This window comes from Streptomyces sp. NBC_00285, from assembly GCF_036174265.1.
In the GTDB taxonomy this organism is placed as follows: domain Bacteria; phylum Actinomycetota; class Actinomycetes; order Streptomycetales; family Streptomycetaceae; genus Streptomyces.
On the sequence record NZ_CP108055.1, the window covers coordinates 2,044,113 to 2,063,141 of the forward strand.

General features: G+C 70.2%; 17 protein-coding genes. 1 reads left to right on the forward strand and 16 read right to left on the reverse strand.

Features of this window, described 5'->3' with window-relative positions; genetic code table 11:
* Window positions 1-137: 137 nt before the first annotated feature.
* From OHT57_RS09305 to pyrR, 14 genes are all read right to left on the reverse strand, one after another.
* Window positions 138-2,294, reverse strand: coding sequence for a primosomal protein N' (locus OHT57_RS09305; RefSeq protein ID WP_328745604.1), 2,157 nt, complete (start codon window positions 2,292-2,294; stop codon window positions 138-140).
* 334 nt (window positions 2,295-2,628) lie between these two features.
* Window positions 2,629-3,837, reverse strand: a complete 1,209-nt coding sequence (gene metK / locus OHT57_RS09310; protein ID WP_328745605.1) for a methionine adenosyltransferase — start codon at window positions 3,835-3,837, stop codon at window positions 2,629-2,631.
* Window positions 3,838-4,086: 249 nt separating this feature from the next.
* Window positions 4,087-5,289, reverse strand: a complete 1,203-nt coding sequence (gene coaBC, locus OHT57_RS09315; RefSeq protein ID WP_328745606.1) for a bifunctional phosphopantothenoylcysteine decarboxylase/phosphopantothenate--cysteine ligase CoaBC — start codon at window positions 5,287-5,289, stop codon at window positions 4,087-4,089.
* 100 nt (window positions 5,290-5,389) lie between these two features.
* Window positions 5,390-5,662: a DNA-directed RNA polymerase subunit omega gene (rpoZ, locus tag OHT57_RS09320; RefSeq protein WP_067025681.1), complete on the reverse strand. Its 273-nt coding sequence runs from the start codon at window positions 5,660-5,662 to the stop codon at window positions 5,390-5,392.
* A 51-nt stretch (window positions 5,663-5,713) separates the two neighbouring features.
* Entirely contained in the window at window positions 5,714-6,307 is a 594-nt protein-coding gene (gene gmk, locus OHT57_RS09325) for a guanylate kinase (protein ID WP_328745607.1), read from the reverse strand.
* A 60-nt stretch (window positions 6,308-6,367) separates the two neighbouring features.
* Window positions 6,368-6,691 carry an integration host factor gene (locus tag OHT57_RS09330; protein ID WP_147977088.1) on the reverse strand — a complete coding sequence of 108 codons (324 nt, stop codon included), beginning with the start codon at window positions 6,689-6,691 and terminating at the stop codon, window positions 6,368-6,370.
* A gap of 368 nt (window positions 6,692-7,059) precedes the next feature.
* Window positions 7,060-7,905, reverse strand: coding sequence for an orotidine-5'-phosphate decarboxylase (gene pyrF / locus OHT57_RS09335; protein ID WP_328745608.1), 846 nt, complete (start codon window positions 7,903-7,905; stop codon window positions 7,060-7,062).
* Window positions 7,902-9,008 (reverse strand): quinone-dependent dihydroorotate dehydrogenase, encoded by a 1,107-nt coding sequence (locus OHT57_RS09340; RefSeq protein WP_328745609.1) that lies wholly within the window; start codon window positions 9,006-9,008, stop codon window positions 7,902-7,904. Before OHT57_RS09340 ends, pyrF begins: the two co-directional genes overlap by 4 nt.
* Window positions 9,009-9,062: 54 nt before the next feature.
* Window positions 9,063-12,371 (reverse strand): carbamoyl-phosphate synthase large subunit, encoded by a 3,309-nt coding sequence (gene carB / locus OHT57_RS09345; RefSeq protein WP_328745610.1) that lies wholly within the window; start codon window positions 12,369-12,371, stop codon window positions 9,063-9,065.
* The gene (gene carA, locus OHT57_RS09350; RefSeq protein WP_328745611.1) at window positions 12,364-13,536 is read right to left on the reverse strand and encodes a glutamine-hydrolyzing carbamoyl-phosphate synthase small subunit; all 1,173 of its coding nucleotides are present in this window, start codon (window positions 13,534-13,536) and stop codon (window positions 12,364-12,366) included. Before carA ends, carB begins: the two co-directional genes overlap by 8 nt.
* Window positions 13,533-14,108 carry a PH-like domain-containing protein gene (locus tag OHT57_RS09355; RefSeq protein WP_328745612.1) on the reverse strand — a complete coding sequence of 192 codons (576 nt, stop codon included), beginning with the start codon at window positions 14,106-14,108 and terminating at the stop codon, window positions 13,533-13,535. The genes carA and OHT57_RS09355 overlap by 4 nt, the downstream gene beginning before the upstream one ends.
* Window positions 14,105-15,391, reverse strand: coding sequence for a dihydroorotase (locus OHT57_RS09360; RefSeq protein ID WP_328745613.1), 1,287 nt, complete (start codon window positions 15,389-15,391; stop codon window positions 14,105-14,107). The genes OHT57_RS09355 and OHT57_RS09360 overlap by 4 nt, the downstream gene beginning before the upstream one ends.
* A 5-nt stretch (window positions 15,392-15,396) precedes the next feature.
* On the reverse strand, window positions 15,397-16,374 hold the full coding sequence (locus OHT57_RS09365; RefSeq protein WP_328745614.1) for an aspartate carbamoyltransferase catalytic subunit: 978 nt from the start codon (window positions 16,372-16,374) through the stop codon (window positions 15,397-15,399).
* A gap of 112 nt (window positions 16,375-16,486) precedes the next feature.
* Complete coding sequence (gene pyrR / locus OHT57_RS09370; RefSeq protein WP_328745615.1) at window positions 16,487-17,053, reverse strand: bifunctional pyr operon transcriptional regulator/uracil phosphoribosyltransferase PyrR; 567 nt, start codon at window positions 17,051-17,053, stop codon at window positions 16,487-16,489.
* 251 nt (window positions 17,054-17,304) lie between these two features.
* Between pyrR and bldD the strand changes: the two genes are divergently transcribed.
* A complete protein-coding gene (bldD, locus tag OHT57_RS09375) occupies window positions 17,305-17,805 on the forward strand; it encodes a transcriptional regulator BldD (RefSeq protein WP_007380685.1) in 501 nt (166 codons plus the stop codon).
* A 174-nt stretch (window positions 17,806-17,979) separates the two neighbouring features.
* Here bldD and nusB read toward each other — a convergent pair whose 3' ends face one another.
* Both nusB and efp read right to left on the reverse strand, forming a co-directional pair.
* On the reverse strand, window positions 17,980-18,414 hold the full coding sequence (nusB, locus tag OHT57_RS09380; RefSeq protein WP_328745616.1) for a transcription antitermination factor NusB: 435 nt from the start codon (window positions 18,412-18,414) through the stop codon (window positions 17,980-17,982).
* A 2-nt stretch (window positions 18,415-18,416) separates the two neighbouring features.
* Window positions 18,417-18,983, reverse strand: coding sequence for an elongation factor P (gene efp / locus OHT57_RS09385; RefSeq protein ID WP_328745617.1), 567 nt, complete (start codon window positions 18,981-18,983; stop codon window positions 18,417-18,419).
* Window positions 18,984-19,029: the final 46 nt, after the last annotated feature.

Consider the following 19,029-nt stretch of genomic DNA (forward strand, 5'->3'; position numbering starts at 1 on the left):
TTCTGCCCTCCCCGGCCGCTCCCCGAGCCGCTCCGGGAGGGCAGACGCATGTCGCCCACCTGCTGAGGAGGCCCGGGACGCCCCGACAAGCCACCTGTCGACGGCTGGCGCCCGCACCGGACCCGGCCCCGCACCCCTCACCCGATGTCAGGCGGATCGATCCGCACCCACACCGCCCCATCCCCCGCACCCCCGCCCCGCGCCATCCGCGCGGCCTGCGCGGCCTTCAGCGAGGCGGCCAACGCCGACCCCCTCCCCGGCGGCACCCGCACAAGCACCCGCTCCCACCGCTCCCCGACCGGCGGCGCCCCCACTCGCCGGGGCCCCCCGGCCACCGTGACCGGCATCGGCACAGGCCCCAACACCTCGGCCTCCTGAGGCAGTTCCACCGCCGCCAGGAATCCGGCGAGGGCCTCGGCCGTCCCGGACACCGCAGCCATCCGCGACACCGGAGGGAATCCCAGCTCGGCCCGCTCCCCCAGCTCGCGCACCGCATGCCCCACGGGATCCCACCGCACCAACGCCTGCACGGGCCGCAGCGTGGGCTCGGCGACCACCACAACGGTCCCCCCGGCCTCCTGCGCCCGCACCAGCGCCGCCGCCGCGATCCACCGCCGCAGCGCGTCCTCCCCCGCCCGCAGATCGGGCCGCCCGAGCATCGCCCATCCGTCCAGCAGCAGCGCCGCCGCGTACCCGCCCTCGGCGACCGGCTCGGCTCCCGGCGTGCTCACCACCAGCGCCGGTGCCCCCGGCACCGTGTCCAGCACATGCTCACGCCCCGACGTCCGCACCGGAACAGCCGGGAACGCCCTGCCCAACTCCTCCGCCGTACGCCGCGCCCCCACCACCTGCGCCCGCAGTCGGAACGCCCCGCACTCCGGACAGTGCCAGGCCTCTTCCTCCCGCCCGCACCACCCGCACCGCAGCGCCCCGGCGTCCTGGCCCTCCAACGGCCCGGCGCAGTGCCGACACCGCGCGGGCTCGCGGCAGTTGGCGCACGCCATCCGCGGCACGTACCCCCGCCGCGGCACCTGTACGAGCACGGGCCCGTGCCGCAGGCCCTCCCTGACGGCCTGCCAGGCGAGCGTGGGCAGCCGAGCGGCGCGCGCGGCCTCGTCCCGCGCGAGATCGTGGTCCCCGACGGTCCGCACCAGTGGAGCGACGGCCCGCACCTGCTCCCGAGAAGCGACGAGCGGCCGGGCCCAACCGCTCTCCACGAGCTGCGCCGCCTCGACAGTGCAGCTCCAACTCCCCAACAGGAAAGCGCACGTGTCCTGAGCGGCCCGCAACAGCAGCACCTCACGCGCATGCGGCTGCGGAGCGTGCTGCTCGCTGAGGTTGTCGTCGCCGTCGTCCCACAGGGCGACGAGCCCCAGATCCCGCACCGGCGCGAACATGGCCGCCCGGGTCCCCACCACCGCCCGCACCGACCCCCGGCGTACGGCCAGCCACTCCCCGTACCGCTTCTCTGGCCCGGCGTCGGCGGTCAGCACCGCATGACGCCCCTTCCCCAGCACCGAGGTCAGCGCGGCGTCGACGCGCGCGACGGCCCGCCCGTCCGGAACGACGACCAGCGCGCCACGCCCCGAGGCCAGGGTCGCCGCGACAGCCCGGGCCAGGTCGGTACTCCACTCCGGCCCGGGCAGGGCGTTCCACACCGCGCGGGGGGCGCCCCCCGAGGCCAGCGCCTCCAGAAACGCGCCGCCACGCTCGTACCGCCCCCAGGACCCCACCTCCGGTACTCCGGGCGGCGGGAGGGGTGCGGGCGCGGGCCGCTGCTCGGCCCGGGCGCTGCGCGGCGGCACAGCGAGCTGCAGTACGTCGGCGAGGCTTCCCGCATACCGGTCGGCGACGGCCCGGGCCAGCCCCAGAAGCTCCTCGCTGAGCACCGGCTCGGGTGAGACGACCTGGGCGAGCGCGGCCAGCGGCCCGGAGTAGTCCGACTGGGCGAGCCTCTCGATCAGAAACCCGTCGATCAGCCCCCCGCCCTCGCGGCGCCCTTCACGGACCCGTCCGCGACCGGCCCCGAACCGCACCCGCACCCGCACCCCGGGCTGCGCATCCGCGTCGAGCTCCTCGGGCACGGCATAGTCGAAGTACCGGTCGAGATGCAGCACTCCCTTGTCGACCAGGACCCGCGCGACCGGCAGTTCCCTGGCCAGCGCGGCCCCCCGCCACGTCCGCGGCTTGGCCTTCGGCGCCTTGGCCTTCCGCACACTCTCCCGAATGAACGCAAGCTGCTCCGGCGCCCCGGCCGCCCCGGAACGCTCCGCCCCCTCATCCTCGCTGCTCACAGCATCATTGGTACCAGACCCCACTGACAGAGGGCGGGGCCCGCGCCACCACCCCGGGGGCCGGACGGTCCTGCGTCCCGGCGAAATCCCCATGACACGCGGAGGCCGGCGCGGGCCAGGACCATGGGCCATCTTCGCGACGAGGTCCGGCGGGGTGACGATCGGTCAGCCCCTGTACGACCAGCCGCGCCACGGTGGGTTCCAGCGCGATGAGGTTCGGACGGCCCAGGTCCGCCGGGTGTTCCGCGCACGCACGATGACGGTGAGCGGGCTGCCGGAAACGCCCGAGGCCCGGCCCCCGATGGGGCCGGGCCTCGGGCGGAGCAGGGGCCGCTTACAGACCGGCGGCCTTGCGCAGCGCGTCCACGCGGTCCGTCTTCTCCCACGTGAACTCGGGCAGCTCGCGGCCGAAGTGGCCGTACGCCGCCGTCAGGGAGTAGATCGGGCGCAGCAGGTCGAGGTCACGGATGATGGCGGCCGGACGAAGGTCGAAGACCTCGTCGATCGCGTTCTCGATCTTCTCGGTGTCCACCTTGGCGGTGCCGAAGGTCTCCACGAACAGGCCCACCGGCTCGGCCTTGCCGATCGCGTACGCCACCTGGACCTCGCACCGGGACGCCAGACCCGCGGCGACCACGTTCTTGGCGACCCAGCGCATCGCGTACGCGGCCGAACGGTCCACCTTGGACGGGTCCTTGCCGGAGAAGGCACCACCACCGTGACGGGCCATACCGCCGTACGTGTCGATGATGATCTTGCGACCGGTCAGGCCGGCGTCACCCATGGGGCCGCCGATCTCGAAACGACCGGTCGGGTTGACCAGGAGACGGTAGTTGTCCGTGTCCAGCTTGATGCCCTCGTCCAGGAGCGCCTTGAGCTCCCGCTCCACGACGAACTCGCGGATGTCGGGGGCCAGCAGCGACTCAAGGTCGATGTCGGAGGCGTGCTGCGAGGAGACGACGACCGTGTCGAGGCGGACGGCCTTGTCGCCGTCGTACTCGATGGTGACCTGCGTCTTGCCGTCCGGGCGCAGGTAGGGGATGGTGCCGTTCTTGCGGACCTCGGACAGGCGCTTCGCCAGGCGGTGCGCCAGGAAGATCGGCAGGGGCATCAGGGTGGGGGTCTCGTCGGTCGCGTAACCGAACATCAGGCCCTGGTCACCGGCGCCCTGCTTGTCCAGCTCGTCCTCGTCGCCCTCGACCCGCTTCTCGTAGGCCGTGTCGACGCCCTGAGCGATGTCCGGGGACTGCGCGCCGATGGACACCGAGACACCGCAGGAGGCGCCGTCGAAGCCCTTCTTGGAGGAGTCGTAGCCGATTTCGAGGATCTTGTCGCGCACCAGCTGGGCGATCGGCGCGTAGGTCTTGGTGGTGACCTCACCGGCCACATGCACCAGACCGGTGGTGATCAGGGTCTCGACGGCGACACGCGAGGTCGGGTCCTCCTTGAGGAGCGCGTCGAGGATGGTGTCACTGATCTGGTCAGCGATCTTGTCGGGGTGGCCCTCGGTCACGGACTCCGAGGTGAACAAGCGACGGGACACAACGCTCCCTGGGGTTGCAGCGGCTGCTGGCTGATCATTGGCGGACGGGCTCGGGGGCTGCGCCCGGCATCGTCCGAGAACAGTTTATCGGTCGCACTCGGCCACCGGCCCACCTGTCTCGCCTCTCGGGAGTGCTGTGACCTGCGGCACGGGCATTGTGCCCAATTCCGTGACGGCTTGGCCAGGGGCGCCACGCCGTCGCGGCGGTGGTTCGAGTGGTTCACGAGGCCCACGAACCGTACGGGACGCTCAGCCGAGGCGCTGCGCGACCAGGTCCCAGACGATGTCGGCCAGGGACTCCTTCGGCCCGTACGGCACCGGCGTCTCGCTGCCGTCGGCGCCCAGCACCACCGCCTCGTTCTCCTCGGATCCGAAGGTCTTGCGCTCGCCCACCTCGTTGACGACGAGCAGGTCGCAGCCCTTGCGCCGCAGCTTCGTCCGGCCGTTGGCGAGGACGTCGTCGGTCTCGGCGGCGAATCCGACGATCACCTGGCCGGGGCGGGCGCGCTCGGCCGAGATCTCGGCGAGGACGTCCGGATTGCGCACCAGGACGACGGGCTCGGGGTCCTGACCGTCCTTCTTCTTGATCTTCCCCGTCACATAGGTCCCCGGGCGGAAGTCGGCGACCGCCGCCGCCATGACGACCGCGTCGGCGTCGGCAGCGGCCTTCAGAACCGCCTCGCGCAGTTGTACGGCCGTCCCCACCGGGACGACGTCCACGCCGGCCGGGTCGGGCATACCGGTGTTCGCCGCGACGAGCGTGACCCGGGCGCCGCGCGCGGCCGCGGTGCGGGCCAGGGCGTAGCCCTGCTTGCCGGAGGAGCGGTTGCCGAGGAAACGGACCGGGTCGAGGGGCTCGCGGGTGCCGCCTGCGCTGACGACGACATGCCGGCCCCTGAGGTCGGGTTCCGTGACGCCCCGGGCCAGCACACGGCGGCAGACCTCGAAGATCTCGGCGGGATCCGGCAGCCGCCCCTTGCCGGTGTCGACGCCGGTCAGACGGCCGACGGCCGGTTCGATCACGAGGGCACCACGGCGGCGCAGCGTCGCCACGTTCTCCTGGGTGGCCGGGTGCTCCCACATCTCGGTGTGCATGGCGGGGGCGAAGACGACCGGGCAGCGGGCCGTGAGGAGTGTGTTGGTGAGCAGGTCGTCCGCCAGTCCGTGGGCCGCCTTGGCGAGCATGTCGGCCGTGGCCGGGGCGACGACCACCAGGTCGGCATGCTGCCCGATGCGGACATGCGGGACCTCGTGGACGTCGTCCCACACCTCGGTCGAGACCGGCTTGCCGGAGAGCGCGGACCAGGTGGCCGCTCCCACGAAGTGCAGCGCGGAGGCGGTGGGGACCACGCGTACGTCGTGGCCGGACTCCGTGAGCCTTCTCAGCAGCTCGCAGGCCTTGTACGCGGCGATGCCCCCGCTGACGCCCAGCACGACCTTCGGCTTGTCCACCGTCTCTCCCCAGTTCGGCAACGTACGGGTCCATCACACACCACAGGCCCGACAGTCGCGCTGTCGAGCCTGTGGATAAGTCAGCAAAAAGCTGAAAGTACTACTGCGCCGGGCCCTCAATGGCCTCGGACGTCAGCAGACCCGCGTTGATCTCACGGAGGGAGATCGAGAGCGGCTTCTCGTGGACATGGGTGTCCACGAGCGGACCGACGTACTCGAGGAGGCCCTCGCCGAGCTGCGAGTAGTACGCGTTGATCTGGCGGGCCCGCTTGGCCGCGTAGATCACGAGGCTGTACTTCGAGTCGGTTGCCTCGAGGAGCTCGTCGATCGGCGGGTTGATGATGCCCTCGGGCGCGGAGATGGAAGAGGACACGCTCTACCTTCCGATGGATGGGAAAGATTCAGTGTGAACGATCGAAAACGATCACACTACGTCCATCAAGGCTAGCAGCTCGCGCGCCACGTCCTCGACGGAGGTGTTGACCAAGGTCACATCGAACTCGGGTTCAGCCGCGAGTTCGATCTTCGCCGCCTCCAGGCGGCGTTCGATCACCTCGGGCGGCTCGGTGCCGCGTCCGGTGAGTCTGCGCACGAGCTCCTCCCAGGAGGGCGGGGCCAGGAACACCAGCTGGGCGTCCGTCATGGACTCACGGACCTGCCGGGCGCCCTGGAGGTCGATCTCCAGGAGGACGGGCTCGCCCGCCTCCAGCCGCTCCAGCACGGCCGCACGCGGCGTGCCGTAGCGGTTGCCGGCGAACTCCGCCCACTCCAGCAGTTCCCCGTTGGCGATCAGCTTGTCCATCTCCTCGTCGGTGACGAAGAAGTAGTGGACGCCGTGCTTCTCGCCGGGGCGCGGCCTGCGGGTCGTCGCCGACACCGAGAGCCAGACCTCGGGGTGTTCCTTGCGCATATGAGCGACGACCGTGCTCTTGCCGACCCCAGAGGGGCCGGAGAGCACGGTCAGTCGCGGACGTGCGTCCGGGGGCTCGGGGGTCGTCCCCCGGAATGTTGCAGCCATGCAGCGATTATTCCAGCAATCCCGGAGTGCCCGGGACTCCCTCCCCCGCAGAGCGCCGGTTCAGGAACCGGTGCTGCCGAACTCACGCTCCAGAGAAGCGATCTGGTTGGAGCCGAGGCCGCGTACACGGCGGCTCTCGGAGATGCCGAGTCGCTCCATGAGCTGCTTGGCGCGGACCTTGCCCACGCCAGGAAGCGACTCGAGCAGCGCGGAGACCTTCATCTTGCCGATGACGTCGTTCTCCTGGCCCTGCTTGATGACCTCGTGCAGGGAGGCGCCGGAGTGCTTGAGTCGATTCTTGACCTCGGCCCGCTCCCGGCGAGCCGCGGCGGCCTTTTCGAGCGCGGCTGCGCGCTGTTCAGGGGTAAGGGGCGGAAGAGCCACGCCTACGTCACCTCGGATGTCGAACTGTCGGATACGGACCGGTGAGGAACCTAGTGGTCCCACACCTGGGGAGGCACGAGCAACACGCTTGCCCGTTCTCCCCCACTATCTAAAGGGTGTGGGGGTGTCCCCACCCGTCGGAGACTAGCGGCCAAGTTCGCCAGAGTCAGCGAGAACAGCGGAAAAGTCCTGGTCAGCCTGCGCCAGGTCGGACATTCCCGACATAATGCCCCGGATTTGAGAATGTATTCAGACTCAAGCGGGCCTTGAACCACTCGCCGGAGGACTCGAACGCGGTCATCGAACATCCGCGACGGCCGTCGCGGGCGCCTCATCCGGTCCCCGGCGGAGGTCACGTGACCTATTTCTCACCCGGTCGGCAGCACGGACCGGATCTCCTCCGCGAACCGGCCGGCGGACGCGCGCAGCGCTCCGACGTCGGGACCGTGCCGCAGGACTCCCCTGCTCACGTTCGGGACGACGTTGCGGATCGCCGCTCCGAAGACCCCGGGAAGGTCGGCCGGTGTGGCCCCCTGTGCGCCCACACCGGGCGCGAGGAGGGGGCCGTTGATGTCCAGGTCGTACGACGACAGATCGCCGAGCGTGGCCCCGACGACGGCGCCGAACGACCCCAGGGGCTCCTGCTCCGCGTTCTCGGCGGCCAGATGGGCCAGCATGGTCGCGCCGACGTCCCGGCCGTCCGCGCGGACGGCGTGCTGGACCTCGCCGCCTTCCGGGTTGGAGGTCAGCGCAAGCACGAACAGGCCCGCGCCGCTCTCGCGCGCCAGCTCGATCGCCGGCGAGAGCGAGCCATAACCGAGGTACGGCGACACGGTCAGCGCGTCCGAGAACAGCGGGGAGTCCTTGCGCAGGAAGGCCTCCGCGTACGCGGCCATGGTCGAGCCGATGTCGCCGCGCTTGGCGTCCATGAGGACCAGCGCACCGGCCGCCCGGGCGTCCTCGACGGTCTTCTCCAGTACCGCGACGCCCCGCGAGCCGAAGCGCTCGAAGAACGCGCTCTGGGGCTTGAAGACGGCGACCCGGTCGGACAGCGCCTCGACGACCGTGCGGCTGAACCGCTCCAGACCGGCCACGTTGTCGGTCAGGCCCCACTCGGCGAGCAGCGAGGCGTGCGGGTCGATCCCCACGCACAGCGGGCCGCGCTCGTCCATGGCCTGGCGCAGACGGGCACCGAAGGGCTCGTACGAGGTCATAGCGTCTTCCTCACGTCGGCGCCGACCGCGTCGGCGAGAGTGGCGTACGGGCTTGTGCGCAGGCGCGCGGCGAGGCCCTTGTGGATGGTGCGGGCCCAGAAGGGGCCCTCGTAGACGAAAGCGCTGTAGCCCTGGACCAGCGTGGCACCGGCCAGGATGCGCTGCCAGGCGTCCTCGGCGGTCTCCACGCCCCCGACGCCCACCAAGGTGATCCGGTCGCCCACGCGTGCGTACAGGCGCCTCAGGACCTCCAGGGAGCGCTCCCTGAGGGGCGCTCCGGAGAGTCCGCCCGTCTCCTGCGTCAGTGAGGCTGCGGATGTCAGACCGAGCTCCTCGCGCGCGATGGTGGTGTTGGTGGCGATGATGCCGTGCAGGCCGAGCTCGACGGCCAGGTCGGCGACCGCGTCGACGTCCTCGTCGGCGAGGTCCGGTGCGATCTTCACCAGGAGCGGGACACGGCGGTGCGCGACGATACGGTCGGCCGCCTCACGGACGGCCGTCAGGAGCGGGCGCAGCTGGTCGACCGCCTGGAGGTTGCGCAGACCGGGCGTGTTGGGCGACGAGACGTTCACGACGAGGTAGTCGGCGTACGGCGCCAGCCGCTCCGCGGACTTCACGTAGTCGCCGGTCGCCTCGGCCTCGGGTACGGCCTTGGTCTTGCCGATGTTGACGCCCACGACGGTCTGGAAGACCGGCTCACGGGAGGCCAGACGGGCCGCCACGGCCAGCGAGCCCTCGTTGTTGAAGCCCATGCGGTTGATGAGCGCGCGGTCCGGCACGAGCCGGAACAGCCGCTTCTTGGGGTTGCCCGGCTGGGCTTCCCCCGTCACCGTGCCGATCTCGATGTGGTCGAAGCCCAGCATGGCCATGCCGTCGACGGCGACCGCGTTCTTGTCGAAGCCGGCGGCGAGCCCGAAGGGGCCGTGCATGCGCAGCCCGAAGGCCTCGGTGCGCAATTCCTTGTGGCGGGGCGCGAGGGCGGCCGCGACGAAGGTGCGCAGCACGGGGACGCGGACGGCGAGCCGGATCCAGCGGAAGGCGAGGTGGTGGGCCTGCTCGGGGTCCATCCGTTTGAAGACCAGACGGAAGAAGAGCTTGTACATGTCGGTGTCCTCACGAAGAGGGGGACACCGTTTCCGGTGTCCCCCTCAAGGCTGCTAGTCGCGGGCCGCGGTCAGGTGCTGCGCGTGTTCCTGGAGCGAACGGACTCCCACGTCACCGTGATTGAGGGCGTCGATGCCCTGGACGGCGGCGGCGAGCGCCTGGACCGTCGTCAGGCACGGGACCGACCGTGCCACGGCCGCCGTACGGATCTCGTAGCCGTCGAGGCGGCCACCGGTGCCGTACGGGGTGTTGACGATGAGGTCGACCTCGCCGTCGTGGATGAGCTGGACGATGGTCTTCTCGCCGTTCGGGCCGGTGCCCTCGGACTGCTTGCGGACGACGATGGCGTTGATGCCGTTGCGCTTGAGGACCTCGGCGGTGCCGGAGGTGGCGAGGAGTTCGAAGCCGTGGGCGACCAGCTCGCGCGCCGGGAAGATCATCGAGCGCTTGTCCCGGTTGGCGACCGAGATGAACGCCCGGCCCTTGGTCGGCAGCGGGCCGTAGGCGCCCGCCTGCGACTTGGCGTACGCCGTGCCGAAGACGGAGTCGATGCCCATGACCTCGCCGGTGGAGCGCATCTCCGGGCCGAGGACGGTGTCGACACCGCGGCCGTGGATGTCGCGGAAGCGCGACCACGGCATGACGGCCTCCTTGACGGAGATCGGCGCGTCGAGCGGGAGCTCGCCGCCGTCGCCGTTGGCCGGAAGGAGCCCCTCGGCCCGCAGCTCGGCGACGGTCGCGCCCAGCGAGATCCGGGCGGCGGCCTTGGCGAGCGGCACCGCGGTCGCCTTCGAGGTGAACGGGACGGTGCGGGACGCGCGCGGGTTGGCTTCGAGGACGTAGAGGATGTCCCCGGCCATCGCGAACTGGATGTTGATCAGCCCCCGCACGCCCACTCCGCGCGCGATGGCCTCGGTCGAGGCCCGGAGCCGCTTGATGTCGTGGCCGCCCAGGGTGATCGGCGGCAGTGCGCACGCCGAGTCGCCGGAGTGGATGCCGGCCTCCTCGATGTGCTCCATCACACCGCCGAGGTACAGCTCCTGGCCGTCGTAGAGGGCGTCGACGTCGATCTCGATCGCGTCGTCCAGGAAGCGGTCGACCAGGACCGGCCGCGAGGGGCTGATCTCGGTCGACTCGGCGATGTAGGACTCCAGGCGGGTCTCGTCGTAGACGATCTCCATGCCGCGGCCGCCGAGCACGTAGGAGGGCCGTACGAGGACCGGGTAGCCGATCTCGTCCGCAATGGCCTTGGCGCCGGCGAAGGTGGTGGCGGTGCCGTGCTTGGGGGCGGGGAGGCCTGCCTCGTCGAGGACGCGGCCGAAGGCGCCCCGGTCCTCGGCGGCGTGGATCGCCTCGGGCGGGGTGCCGACGACCGGCACGCCGTTGTCCTTGAGCGCCTGCGCCAGGCCCAGCGGGGTCTGCCCGCCGAGCTGCACGATGACACCCGCGACCGGCCCCGCCTGCTGCTCCGCGTGGACGATCTCCAGGACGTCCTCCAGGGTGAGCGGCTCGAAGTACAGCCGGTCGGAGGTGTCGTAGTCCGTGGAGACGGTCTCCGGGTTGCAGTTGACCATCACCGTCTCGTAACCGGCGTCGGACAGCGCGAAGGAGGCGTGCACGCAGGAGTAGTCGAACTCGATGCCCTGGCCGATGCGGTTCGGGCCCGAGCCCAGGATGATCACCGCGGGCTTGGTCCGCGGGGCGACCTCGCTCTCCTCGTCGTAGGAGGAGTAGAAGTACGGCGTCTTCGCGGCGAACTCGGCGGCGCAGGTGTCGACGGTCTTGTAGACCGGGCGCACGCCGAGCGCGTGCCGCACCTCGCGGACGACGTCCTCGCGCAGACCCCGGATCTCGCCGAGCTGCTGGTCGGAGAAGCCGTGCCGCTTGGCCTCGGCGAGCAGCTCACGCGTCAGCTCGGGCGCCTCGGCCAGCTCGTCCGCGACCTCCTTGATCAGGAAGAGCTGGTCGACGAACCAGGGGTCGATCTTCGTGTACTCGAAGACCTCCTCGGGCGTGGCGCCCGCGCGGATGGCCTGCATGACGGTGTTGATACGGCCGTCGGTGGGCCGTACGGACTCCTCCAGGAGGGTGGTCCTGTCGCCGGGCTCGCCCACGAAGGTGAACTGGCTGCCCTTCTTCTCCAGCGAGCGCAGCGCCTTCTGGAAGGCCTCGGTGAAGTTGCGGCCGATCGCCATGGCCTCGCCGACCGACTTCATGGTGGTGGTGAGGGTGGAGTCGGCGGAGGGGAACTTCTCGAAGGCGAACCGCGGGGCCTTGACGACCACGTAGTCGAGCGTCGGCTCGAAGGACGCCGGGGTCTTCTCGGTGATGTCGTTGGGGATCTCGTCCAGGGTGTAGCCGACGGCCAGCTTCGCCGCGATCTTGGCGATCGGGAAACCGGTCGCCTTGGAGGCCAGCGCCGAGGAACGCGAGACGCGGGGGTTCATCTCGATGACGATGACGCGGCCGTCGACCGGGTCGATCGCGAACTGGATGTTGCAGCCGCCGGTGTCGACGCCGACCTCGCGGATGATCGCGATGCCGACATCCCGCAGCCGCTGGTACTCGCGGTCGGTCAGCGTCATCGCGGGCGCGACGGTGATGGAGTCCCCGGTGTGCACTCCCATCGGGTCGAAGTTCTCGATGGAGCAGACGACCACGACGTTGTCGTGCTTGTCGCGCATCAGCTCCAGTTCGTACTCCTTCCAGCCGAGGATGGACTCCTCCAGGAGCACCTCGGTGGTCGGCGAGAGCGTGAGGCCCTGGCCGGCGATGCGGCGCAGCTCCTCCTCGTCGTGCGCGAAGCCGGAGCCGGCGCCGCCCATGGTGAAGGAGGGGCGGACCACGACCGGGTAGCCGCCGAGCGTCTCGACGCCCTGGATGACGTCGTCCATGGTGTGGCAGATGACCGAGCGGGCGGACTCGCCGTGCCCGATCTTCTTGCGGACCTCCTCCACGACACCCTTGAAGAGGTCGCGGTCCTCGCCCTTGTTGATCGCCTCGACGTTGGCGCCGATCAGTTCGACGCCGTACTTGTCGAGGGTGCCGGCCTCGTGCAGCGAGATCGCCGTGTTGAGGGCCGTCTGGCCGCCCAGGGTGGGCAGCAGCGTGTCGGGGCGCTCCTTGGCGATGATCTTCTCGACGAACTCCGGGGTGATCGGCTCGACGTAGGTGGCGTCGGCGATCTCCGGGTCGGTCATGATCGTCGCCGGGTTGGAGTTGACGAGGATGACGCGCAGGCCTTCGGCCTTGAGGACGCGGCACGCCTGGGTGCCGGAGTAGTCGAACTCGGCGGCCTGGCCGATGACGATCGGGCCGGAGCCGATGACCAGGACGGACTGGATATCGGTGCGCTTAGGCACGCTGGCCCTCCAACAGGACTGTGTTCATCAAAGAGGTGAAGCGGTCGAACAGGTAGGCGGCGTCGTGCGGGCCCGCGGCCGCTTCGGGGTGGTACTGGACGGAGAAGGCCGGCTGGTCGAGCAGTTGGAGTCCTTCCACGACGTTGTCGTTCAGGCAGACGTGCGAGACCTCCACCCGACCGAACCTGGTCTCGCTGACCTTGTCGAGCGGGGCGTCCACGGCGAAGCCGTGGTTGTGCGCGGTGACCTCGACCTTGCCGGTGGTCCGGTCCTGCACGGGCTGGTTGATGCCCCGGTGGCCGTACTTCAGCTTGTAGGTGCCGAAGCCGAGGGCGCGGCCCAGGATCTGGTTGCCGAAGCAGATGCCGAACAGCGGCGTCCTGCGCTCCAGGACGGCGGTCATGAGCGCGACCGGCCCGTCGGCACTGGCCGGGTCGCCGGGGCCGTTGGAGAAGAACACGCCGTCGGGGTTCACGGCGTAGACGTCCTCGAAGCTCGCCGTGGCGGGCAGGACGTGCACCTCGATGCCGCGCTCGGCCATGCGGTGCGGGGTCATGCCCTTGATGCCGAGGTCGATCGCGGCGACGGTGAACTTCTTCTCGCCGATCGCGGGGACGACGTACGTCTCCTTGGTGGCGACCTCCTCGTACAGCGAGGCGCCCTTCATGTGCGGCTGGGCCTGCACACGCGCGACGAGTTCGGACTCGGGGGCGATCGCCTCGCCGGAGAAGACCCCGGCGCGCATGGAGCCGCGTTCGCGCAGATGGCGGGTGAGCGCGCGGGTGTCGATGCCGCTGATGCCGACGACGCCCTGCGCGACCAGCTCGTCGTCCAGGGAGCGCTTGGCGCGCCAGTTGGACGGCACACGCGCGGGGTCGCGCACCACGTAGCCGGAGACCCAGATGCGGTGGGACTCGTCGTCCTCGTCGTTCCAGCCGGTGTTGCCGATCTGCGGGGCGGTCGCGACGACGATCTGGCGGGCGTACGACGGGTCGGTCAGGGTCTCCTGGTAGCCGGTCATGCCGGTGGAGAAGACGGCCTCGCCGAAGGTCTCCCCCACGGCCCCGTAGGCACGGCCGCGGAAGACCCGGCCGTCCTCCAGGACGAGTACCGCGGGAGACACCTCTTTCCTCTGCGAGGCGTTCCCCTTCGTGGAGGTCGTCATCGTGCGCCTTCCGTTTCCGTCTTGTTGATCATGGAGTTGATGGCGTCGACCCACTCGGTGTGCTCCGCCGCGTGGTCCGAGCGGAATCCCGAGTCGATCAGCCGCTCGCCGTGGGCCCAGGTCACGACGAGGAGGCCGCCCTCGGTGAGGACCTTCCCGGCGATGCCCTTGCCCAGCAGGGCCTCGCGCAGGGCGTCGGCGGGGATGAAGAAGTCCGTCGCGCCGGGGCGCACCACGTCCAGTCCCTGATCCGTCAGCGTGAGCTCGACCCGGCTGCGGGTGCCGAGGCCGTGCGCGACGATCCGGTCGAGCCACTGTCCCGCGGTGGTGGAGCCGTGGTAGCGGCCGCTCATGCCCAGTTTCGCCGGGCCCGGGCCGTCCGGCGCGGTGGGGAGCTCGGGCAGGTCGCCCTGGAGCGTGCCACGCCACTTCCAGCCCTCGCGCATCAGCCAGTAGACGAGCGCGACGAAGAGGGCGAGGCCGACGAGCCAGCCCACGCGGGCGGCCCAGTCGGTGACCTCGGCCGACTTCTTGTCGGAAGCGAGGTTGGCCAGCAGGGTGAGTGATGTCACGTGAGCTTCCCGTCGACGAGCGTGGCCTTGCCCCGGAGCCACGTGTGCGTGACGCGGCCCGGCAGCTCACGCCCCTCGTACGGAGTGTTGCGGCTGCGCGAGGCGAAGCCCGCGGGGTCCACCGACCCACGGTATTCCGTGTCGACCAGCGTGAGGTTGGCGGGCTCACCAGCCGAGACGGGGCGGCCGTGGCCCCCCGCCTGCCCGATCTTCGCGGGCTGGACGGACATGCGCTCGGCGACACCGGCCCAGTCGAGGAGCCCGGTGTCCACCATGGTCTCCTGCACCACTGACAACGCGGTCTCCAGGCCGACCATGCCCATGGCGGCCGCGGCCCACTCGCAGTCCTTGTCCTCGTGCGGGTGCGGGGCGTGGTCTGTGGCGACGATGTCGATCGTGCCGTCGGCGAGCGCCTCGCGCAGGGCGAGCACGTCCCGCTCGGTGCGCAGCGGCGGGTTCACCTTGTAGACCGGGTTGTACGACCGCACCAGCTCGTCGGTGAGGAGCAGGTGGTGCGGGGTCACCTCGGCGGTGACGTCGATGCCGCGGGACTTGGCCCAGCGGACGATCTCGACGGACCCGGCGGTCGACAGGTGGCAGATGTGGACGCGCGACCCGACGTGCTCGGCGAGCAGGACGTCCCGGGCGATGATCGATTCCTCGGCCACCGCGGGCCAGCCCCCGAGCCCGAGCTCGGCCGAGACGACGCCCTCGTTCATCTGGGCGCCCTCGGTCAGCCGTGGCTCCTGCGCGTGCTGGGCGACGACCCCGCCGAAGGCCTTCACGTACTCCAGCGCGCGGCGCATGATCACGGCGTCGTCGACGCACTTGCCGTCGTCGGAGAAGACGGTGACACCGGCCGCCGACTCGTGCATGGCCCCCAGCTCGGCGAGCTTGCGGCCCTCCAGTCCGACGGTGACGGCCCCGATGGGCTGTACGTCGCAGTAGCCGTGCTCCTGGCCGAGCCGGTACACCTGCTCGACCACACCGGCGGTGTCGGCGACGGGAAAGGTGTTGGCCATGGCGAACACGGCGGTGTAGCCGCCGGAGGCCGCCGCGCGCGTGCCCGTCAGCACGGTCTCGGAGTCCTCGCGGCCGGGCTCGCGCAGATGGGTGTGCAGGTCGACGAGGCCCGGGAGGAGCACCTTGCCCGCGGCCTCGACGACCTCGGCGCCCTCCTCCTGGAGCCCGGTACCGACCGCCTCGATGACCGGGCCGTCGATCAGCACGTCCTGCGGCTCGCCGCCGAGGACCTTCGCACCGCGGATCAGAATCTTGCTCATGGGTCTTACTTCTCCTCGGTACGGGTGTGGGAGACGGCGGGCTCGTTGCCCCCGAGCAGCAGGTACAGAACGGCCATCCGGATGGAGACTCCGTTTGCGACCTGTTCCACGACGGTGCAGCGGTCGGAGTCGGCCACCTCGGCGGTGATCTCCATGCCGCGCACCATCGGGCCGGGGTGCATCACGATGGCGTGCTCCGGCATCCGCGCCATGCGGTCGCCGTCCAGGCCGTAGCGCCGGGAGTACTCGCGCTCGGTCGGGAAGAACGCGGCGTTCATGCGCTCGCGCTGCACGCGCAGCATCATCACCGCGTCCGACTTGGCGAGCGTGCTGTCCAGGTCGTACGACACCTCGCAGGGCCAGGTCTCGACGCCGACCGGTACCAGGGTGGGCGGGGCGACGAGGGTGACCTCGGCGCCGAGGGTGTGCAGCAGGTCGACGTTGGAGCGGGCGACACGGCTGTGCAGGACGTCGCCGACGATGGTGATGCGCTTGCCGGCGAGGTCCTGGCCGAGGCCGGCGTCCCGTCCGACGAGCCGGCGGCGCATGGTGAACGCGTCCAGCAGGGCCTGGGTCGGGTGCTGGTGGGTGCCGTCGCCGGCGTTGATGACGACCGAGTCGATCCAGCCGGAGGTGGCGAGCCGGTAAGGGGCGCCGGAGGCTCCGTGCCGGATGACGACGGCGTCGACGCCCATGGCCTCCAGGGTCTGGGCGGTGTCCTTGAGGGACTCGCCCTTGGAGACCGAGGATCCCTTCGCGGTGAAGTTGATGACGTCCGCGGAGAGGCGCTTCTCGGCGGCTTCGAAGGAGATACGCGTGCGCGTGGAGTCCTCGAAGAAGAGGTTGACGATCGTGCGGCCGCGCAGGGTCGGCAGCTTCTTGATCGGCCGGTCGGCGACCCGGGCCATCTCCTCGGCGGTGTCGAGGATCAGGACGGCGTCGTCGCGGGTGAGGTCGGCGGCCGAGATGAGATGACGCTGCATCTGTCAGGCTCCGTAAGGCAGTTCAGGGGAGTCGGGGGTCCGGGAGTGTTTTCCGGAGAGCGCAGCCGGGAGTGCGCGGGCGCGCCAGGAGACGCGACCGCCCGGCGTGCTGCTAGGTCTGCTTCACGCCGAGCAGCACGGTGTCGCGACCGTCCTCCTCGGCGAGCTGGACCTTGACCGTCTCCCGCAACGACGTGGGGAGGTTCTTGCCGACGTAGTCGGCGCGGATGGGCAGTTCGCGATGCCCTCTGTCGACGAGGACCGCGAGCTGCACCGCGCGGGGGCGCCCGATGTCGTTCAGTGCGTCCAGGGCGGCACGGATGGTGCGGCCGGAGAAGAGCACGTCGTCGACCAGGACGACCAGGCGGCCGTCGATGCCGTCACCGGGGATCTCGGTGCGGGCCAGCGCACGCGGCGGATGCATGCGCAGATCGTCGCGGTACATGGTGATGTCGAGCGAACCGACCGGGATCTTGCGGTCGGTGATCTCCTCCAGCTTGGCGGCGAGCCGCTGGGCGAGGAAGACGCCTCGAGTGGGAATGCCGAGAAGCACCACGTCGTCGGCGCCCTTGGCGCGTTCGACGATCTCGTGGGCGATACGGGTCAGCACACGGGCGATGTCGGGGCCCTCGAGAACGGGCCGGGGGTCGGCGGCCTGCGGATCCTGCTTCTTGTCCATAAGAAACGGACCTCCTTCTCCGCCTCACGGGACGGACCTTAAAGGACGTCGGATTTGCGCCAACCACGGTAGCAGGCCGGTCGACGTCCCTGATCACCCCCTTGGCCTAATCGGACACGCCTTCCCCGGAAGAGTCGGTGTGGACCATTCGGCTTGACGCAAGAGAGTCACGCTGCGTAACCTCACAGTGAGTTACCAGACGCGCGACTCGGGAACACTCAGCCGCGCCGATCCAGTGTCCGGGGAGCTATATGTCCAGCGAATACGCCAAACAGCTCGGGGCCAAGCTCCGGGCCATCCGCACCCAGCAGGGCCTTTCCCTCCACGGAGTCGAGGAGAAGTCCCAGGGGCGCTGGAAGGCGGTCGTGGTCGGTTCGTACGAGCGTGGCGACCGCGCGGTGACCGTGCAGCGCCTTGCCGAGCTGGCGGATTTCTACGGGGTCCCGGTGCAGGAGCTGCTGCCCGGCACCACTCCGGGCGGGGCCGCCGAGCCGCCGCCGAAGCTGGTCCTGGACCTGGAGCGGCTGGCCCACGTCCCGGCCGAGAAGGCGGGCCCCCTGCAGCGCTACGCGGCGACGATCCAGTCCCAGCGCGGCGACTACAACGGCAAGGTGCTCTCGATCCGCCAGGACGACCTGCGCACACTCGCGGTCATCTACGACCAGTCGCCCTCGGTCCTCACCGAGCAGCTGATCAGCTGGGGCGTGCTGGACGCGGACGCGCGTCGCGCGGTGTCCCACGAGGACAGCTGAGCCGCTCCCAGTCTCAGCAGAAACGTGCCGCCGGGGTGGCCGGACCTTCACGGTTCCGGCCACCCCGGCGGCTTTCTGCGCGCCTGGTGGGCCTCGCCCGTCCCGATACGCCTGAGGGCCCGCAGCAGTCACGCTGCGGGCCCTCAGGCGATGCGCGGTCTCAGGCGCCCCGGATCACGCCTCGTCCCGGCGCAGCGACGGCTTGAGGTCCTTGAGACGGCCCAGCAGGCCGTTCACGAACGAGGGTGACTCGTCCGTGGAGAACTCCTTCGCCAGCTGGACCATCTCGTCGAGCACCACGGCGTCCGGGGTGCCGTCGGCCCAGATCAGCTCGTAGGCGCCCAGGCGCAGGATGTTGCGGTCGACGACCGGCATCCTGTCCAGCGTCCAGCCGACCGAGTACTGCGAGATCAGCTCGTCGATGCGCTTCGCGTATTCCGCGTAGCCCTCGACCAACTGCATCGTGTACTCGCTCACCGGAGGTTGCCGGGTGTCTTCCCGGGAGAGCCGGATCCAGTCCGCGAGGACCGTCAGGACATCGACACCGCGCTGGTCGCCCTCGAAGAGGATCTGGAAGGCGCGCTTGCGGGCCGTGTTGCGGGCAGCCACGGTTAGCTGTTCACCCGGCCGAGGTAGTCGCTCGTGCGGGTGTCGACCTTGATCTTCTCACCGGTGGTGATGAAGAGCGGCACGTTGATCTGGTGGCCGGTCTCCAGGATGGCGGGCTTGGTGCCACCGGTGGAGCGGTCGCCCTGGACGCCCGGCTCGGTCTCCTGGATGACGAGCTCGACGGCGGCCGGCAGCTCGACGAAGAGCACCTCGCCCTCGTGCTGCGCGACGGTGGCCGTGAAGCCCTCGATCAGGAAGTTGGCAGCGTCGCCGACAGCCTTGCGGCCGACCATGAGCTGGTCGTAGGTCTCCATGTCCATGAAGACGAAGTACTCGCCGTCCATGTACGAGAACTGCATGTCACGCTTGTCGACAGTGGCCGTCTCGACCTTGACGCCGGCGTTGAACGTCTTGTCGACGACCTTGCCGGACAGCACGTTCTTGAGCTTGGTGCGCACGAAGGCCGGGCCCTTGCCGGGCTTGACGTGCTGGAACTCGACGACGGACCAGAGCTGGCCGCCTTCGAGCTTGAGCACCAGGCCGTTCTTGAGGTCGTTCGTGGAAGCCACGGTTGCGGAATCTCCTGGACTGACGTGGACGACCCCGGCGCACGCC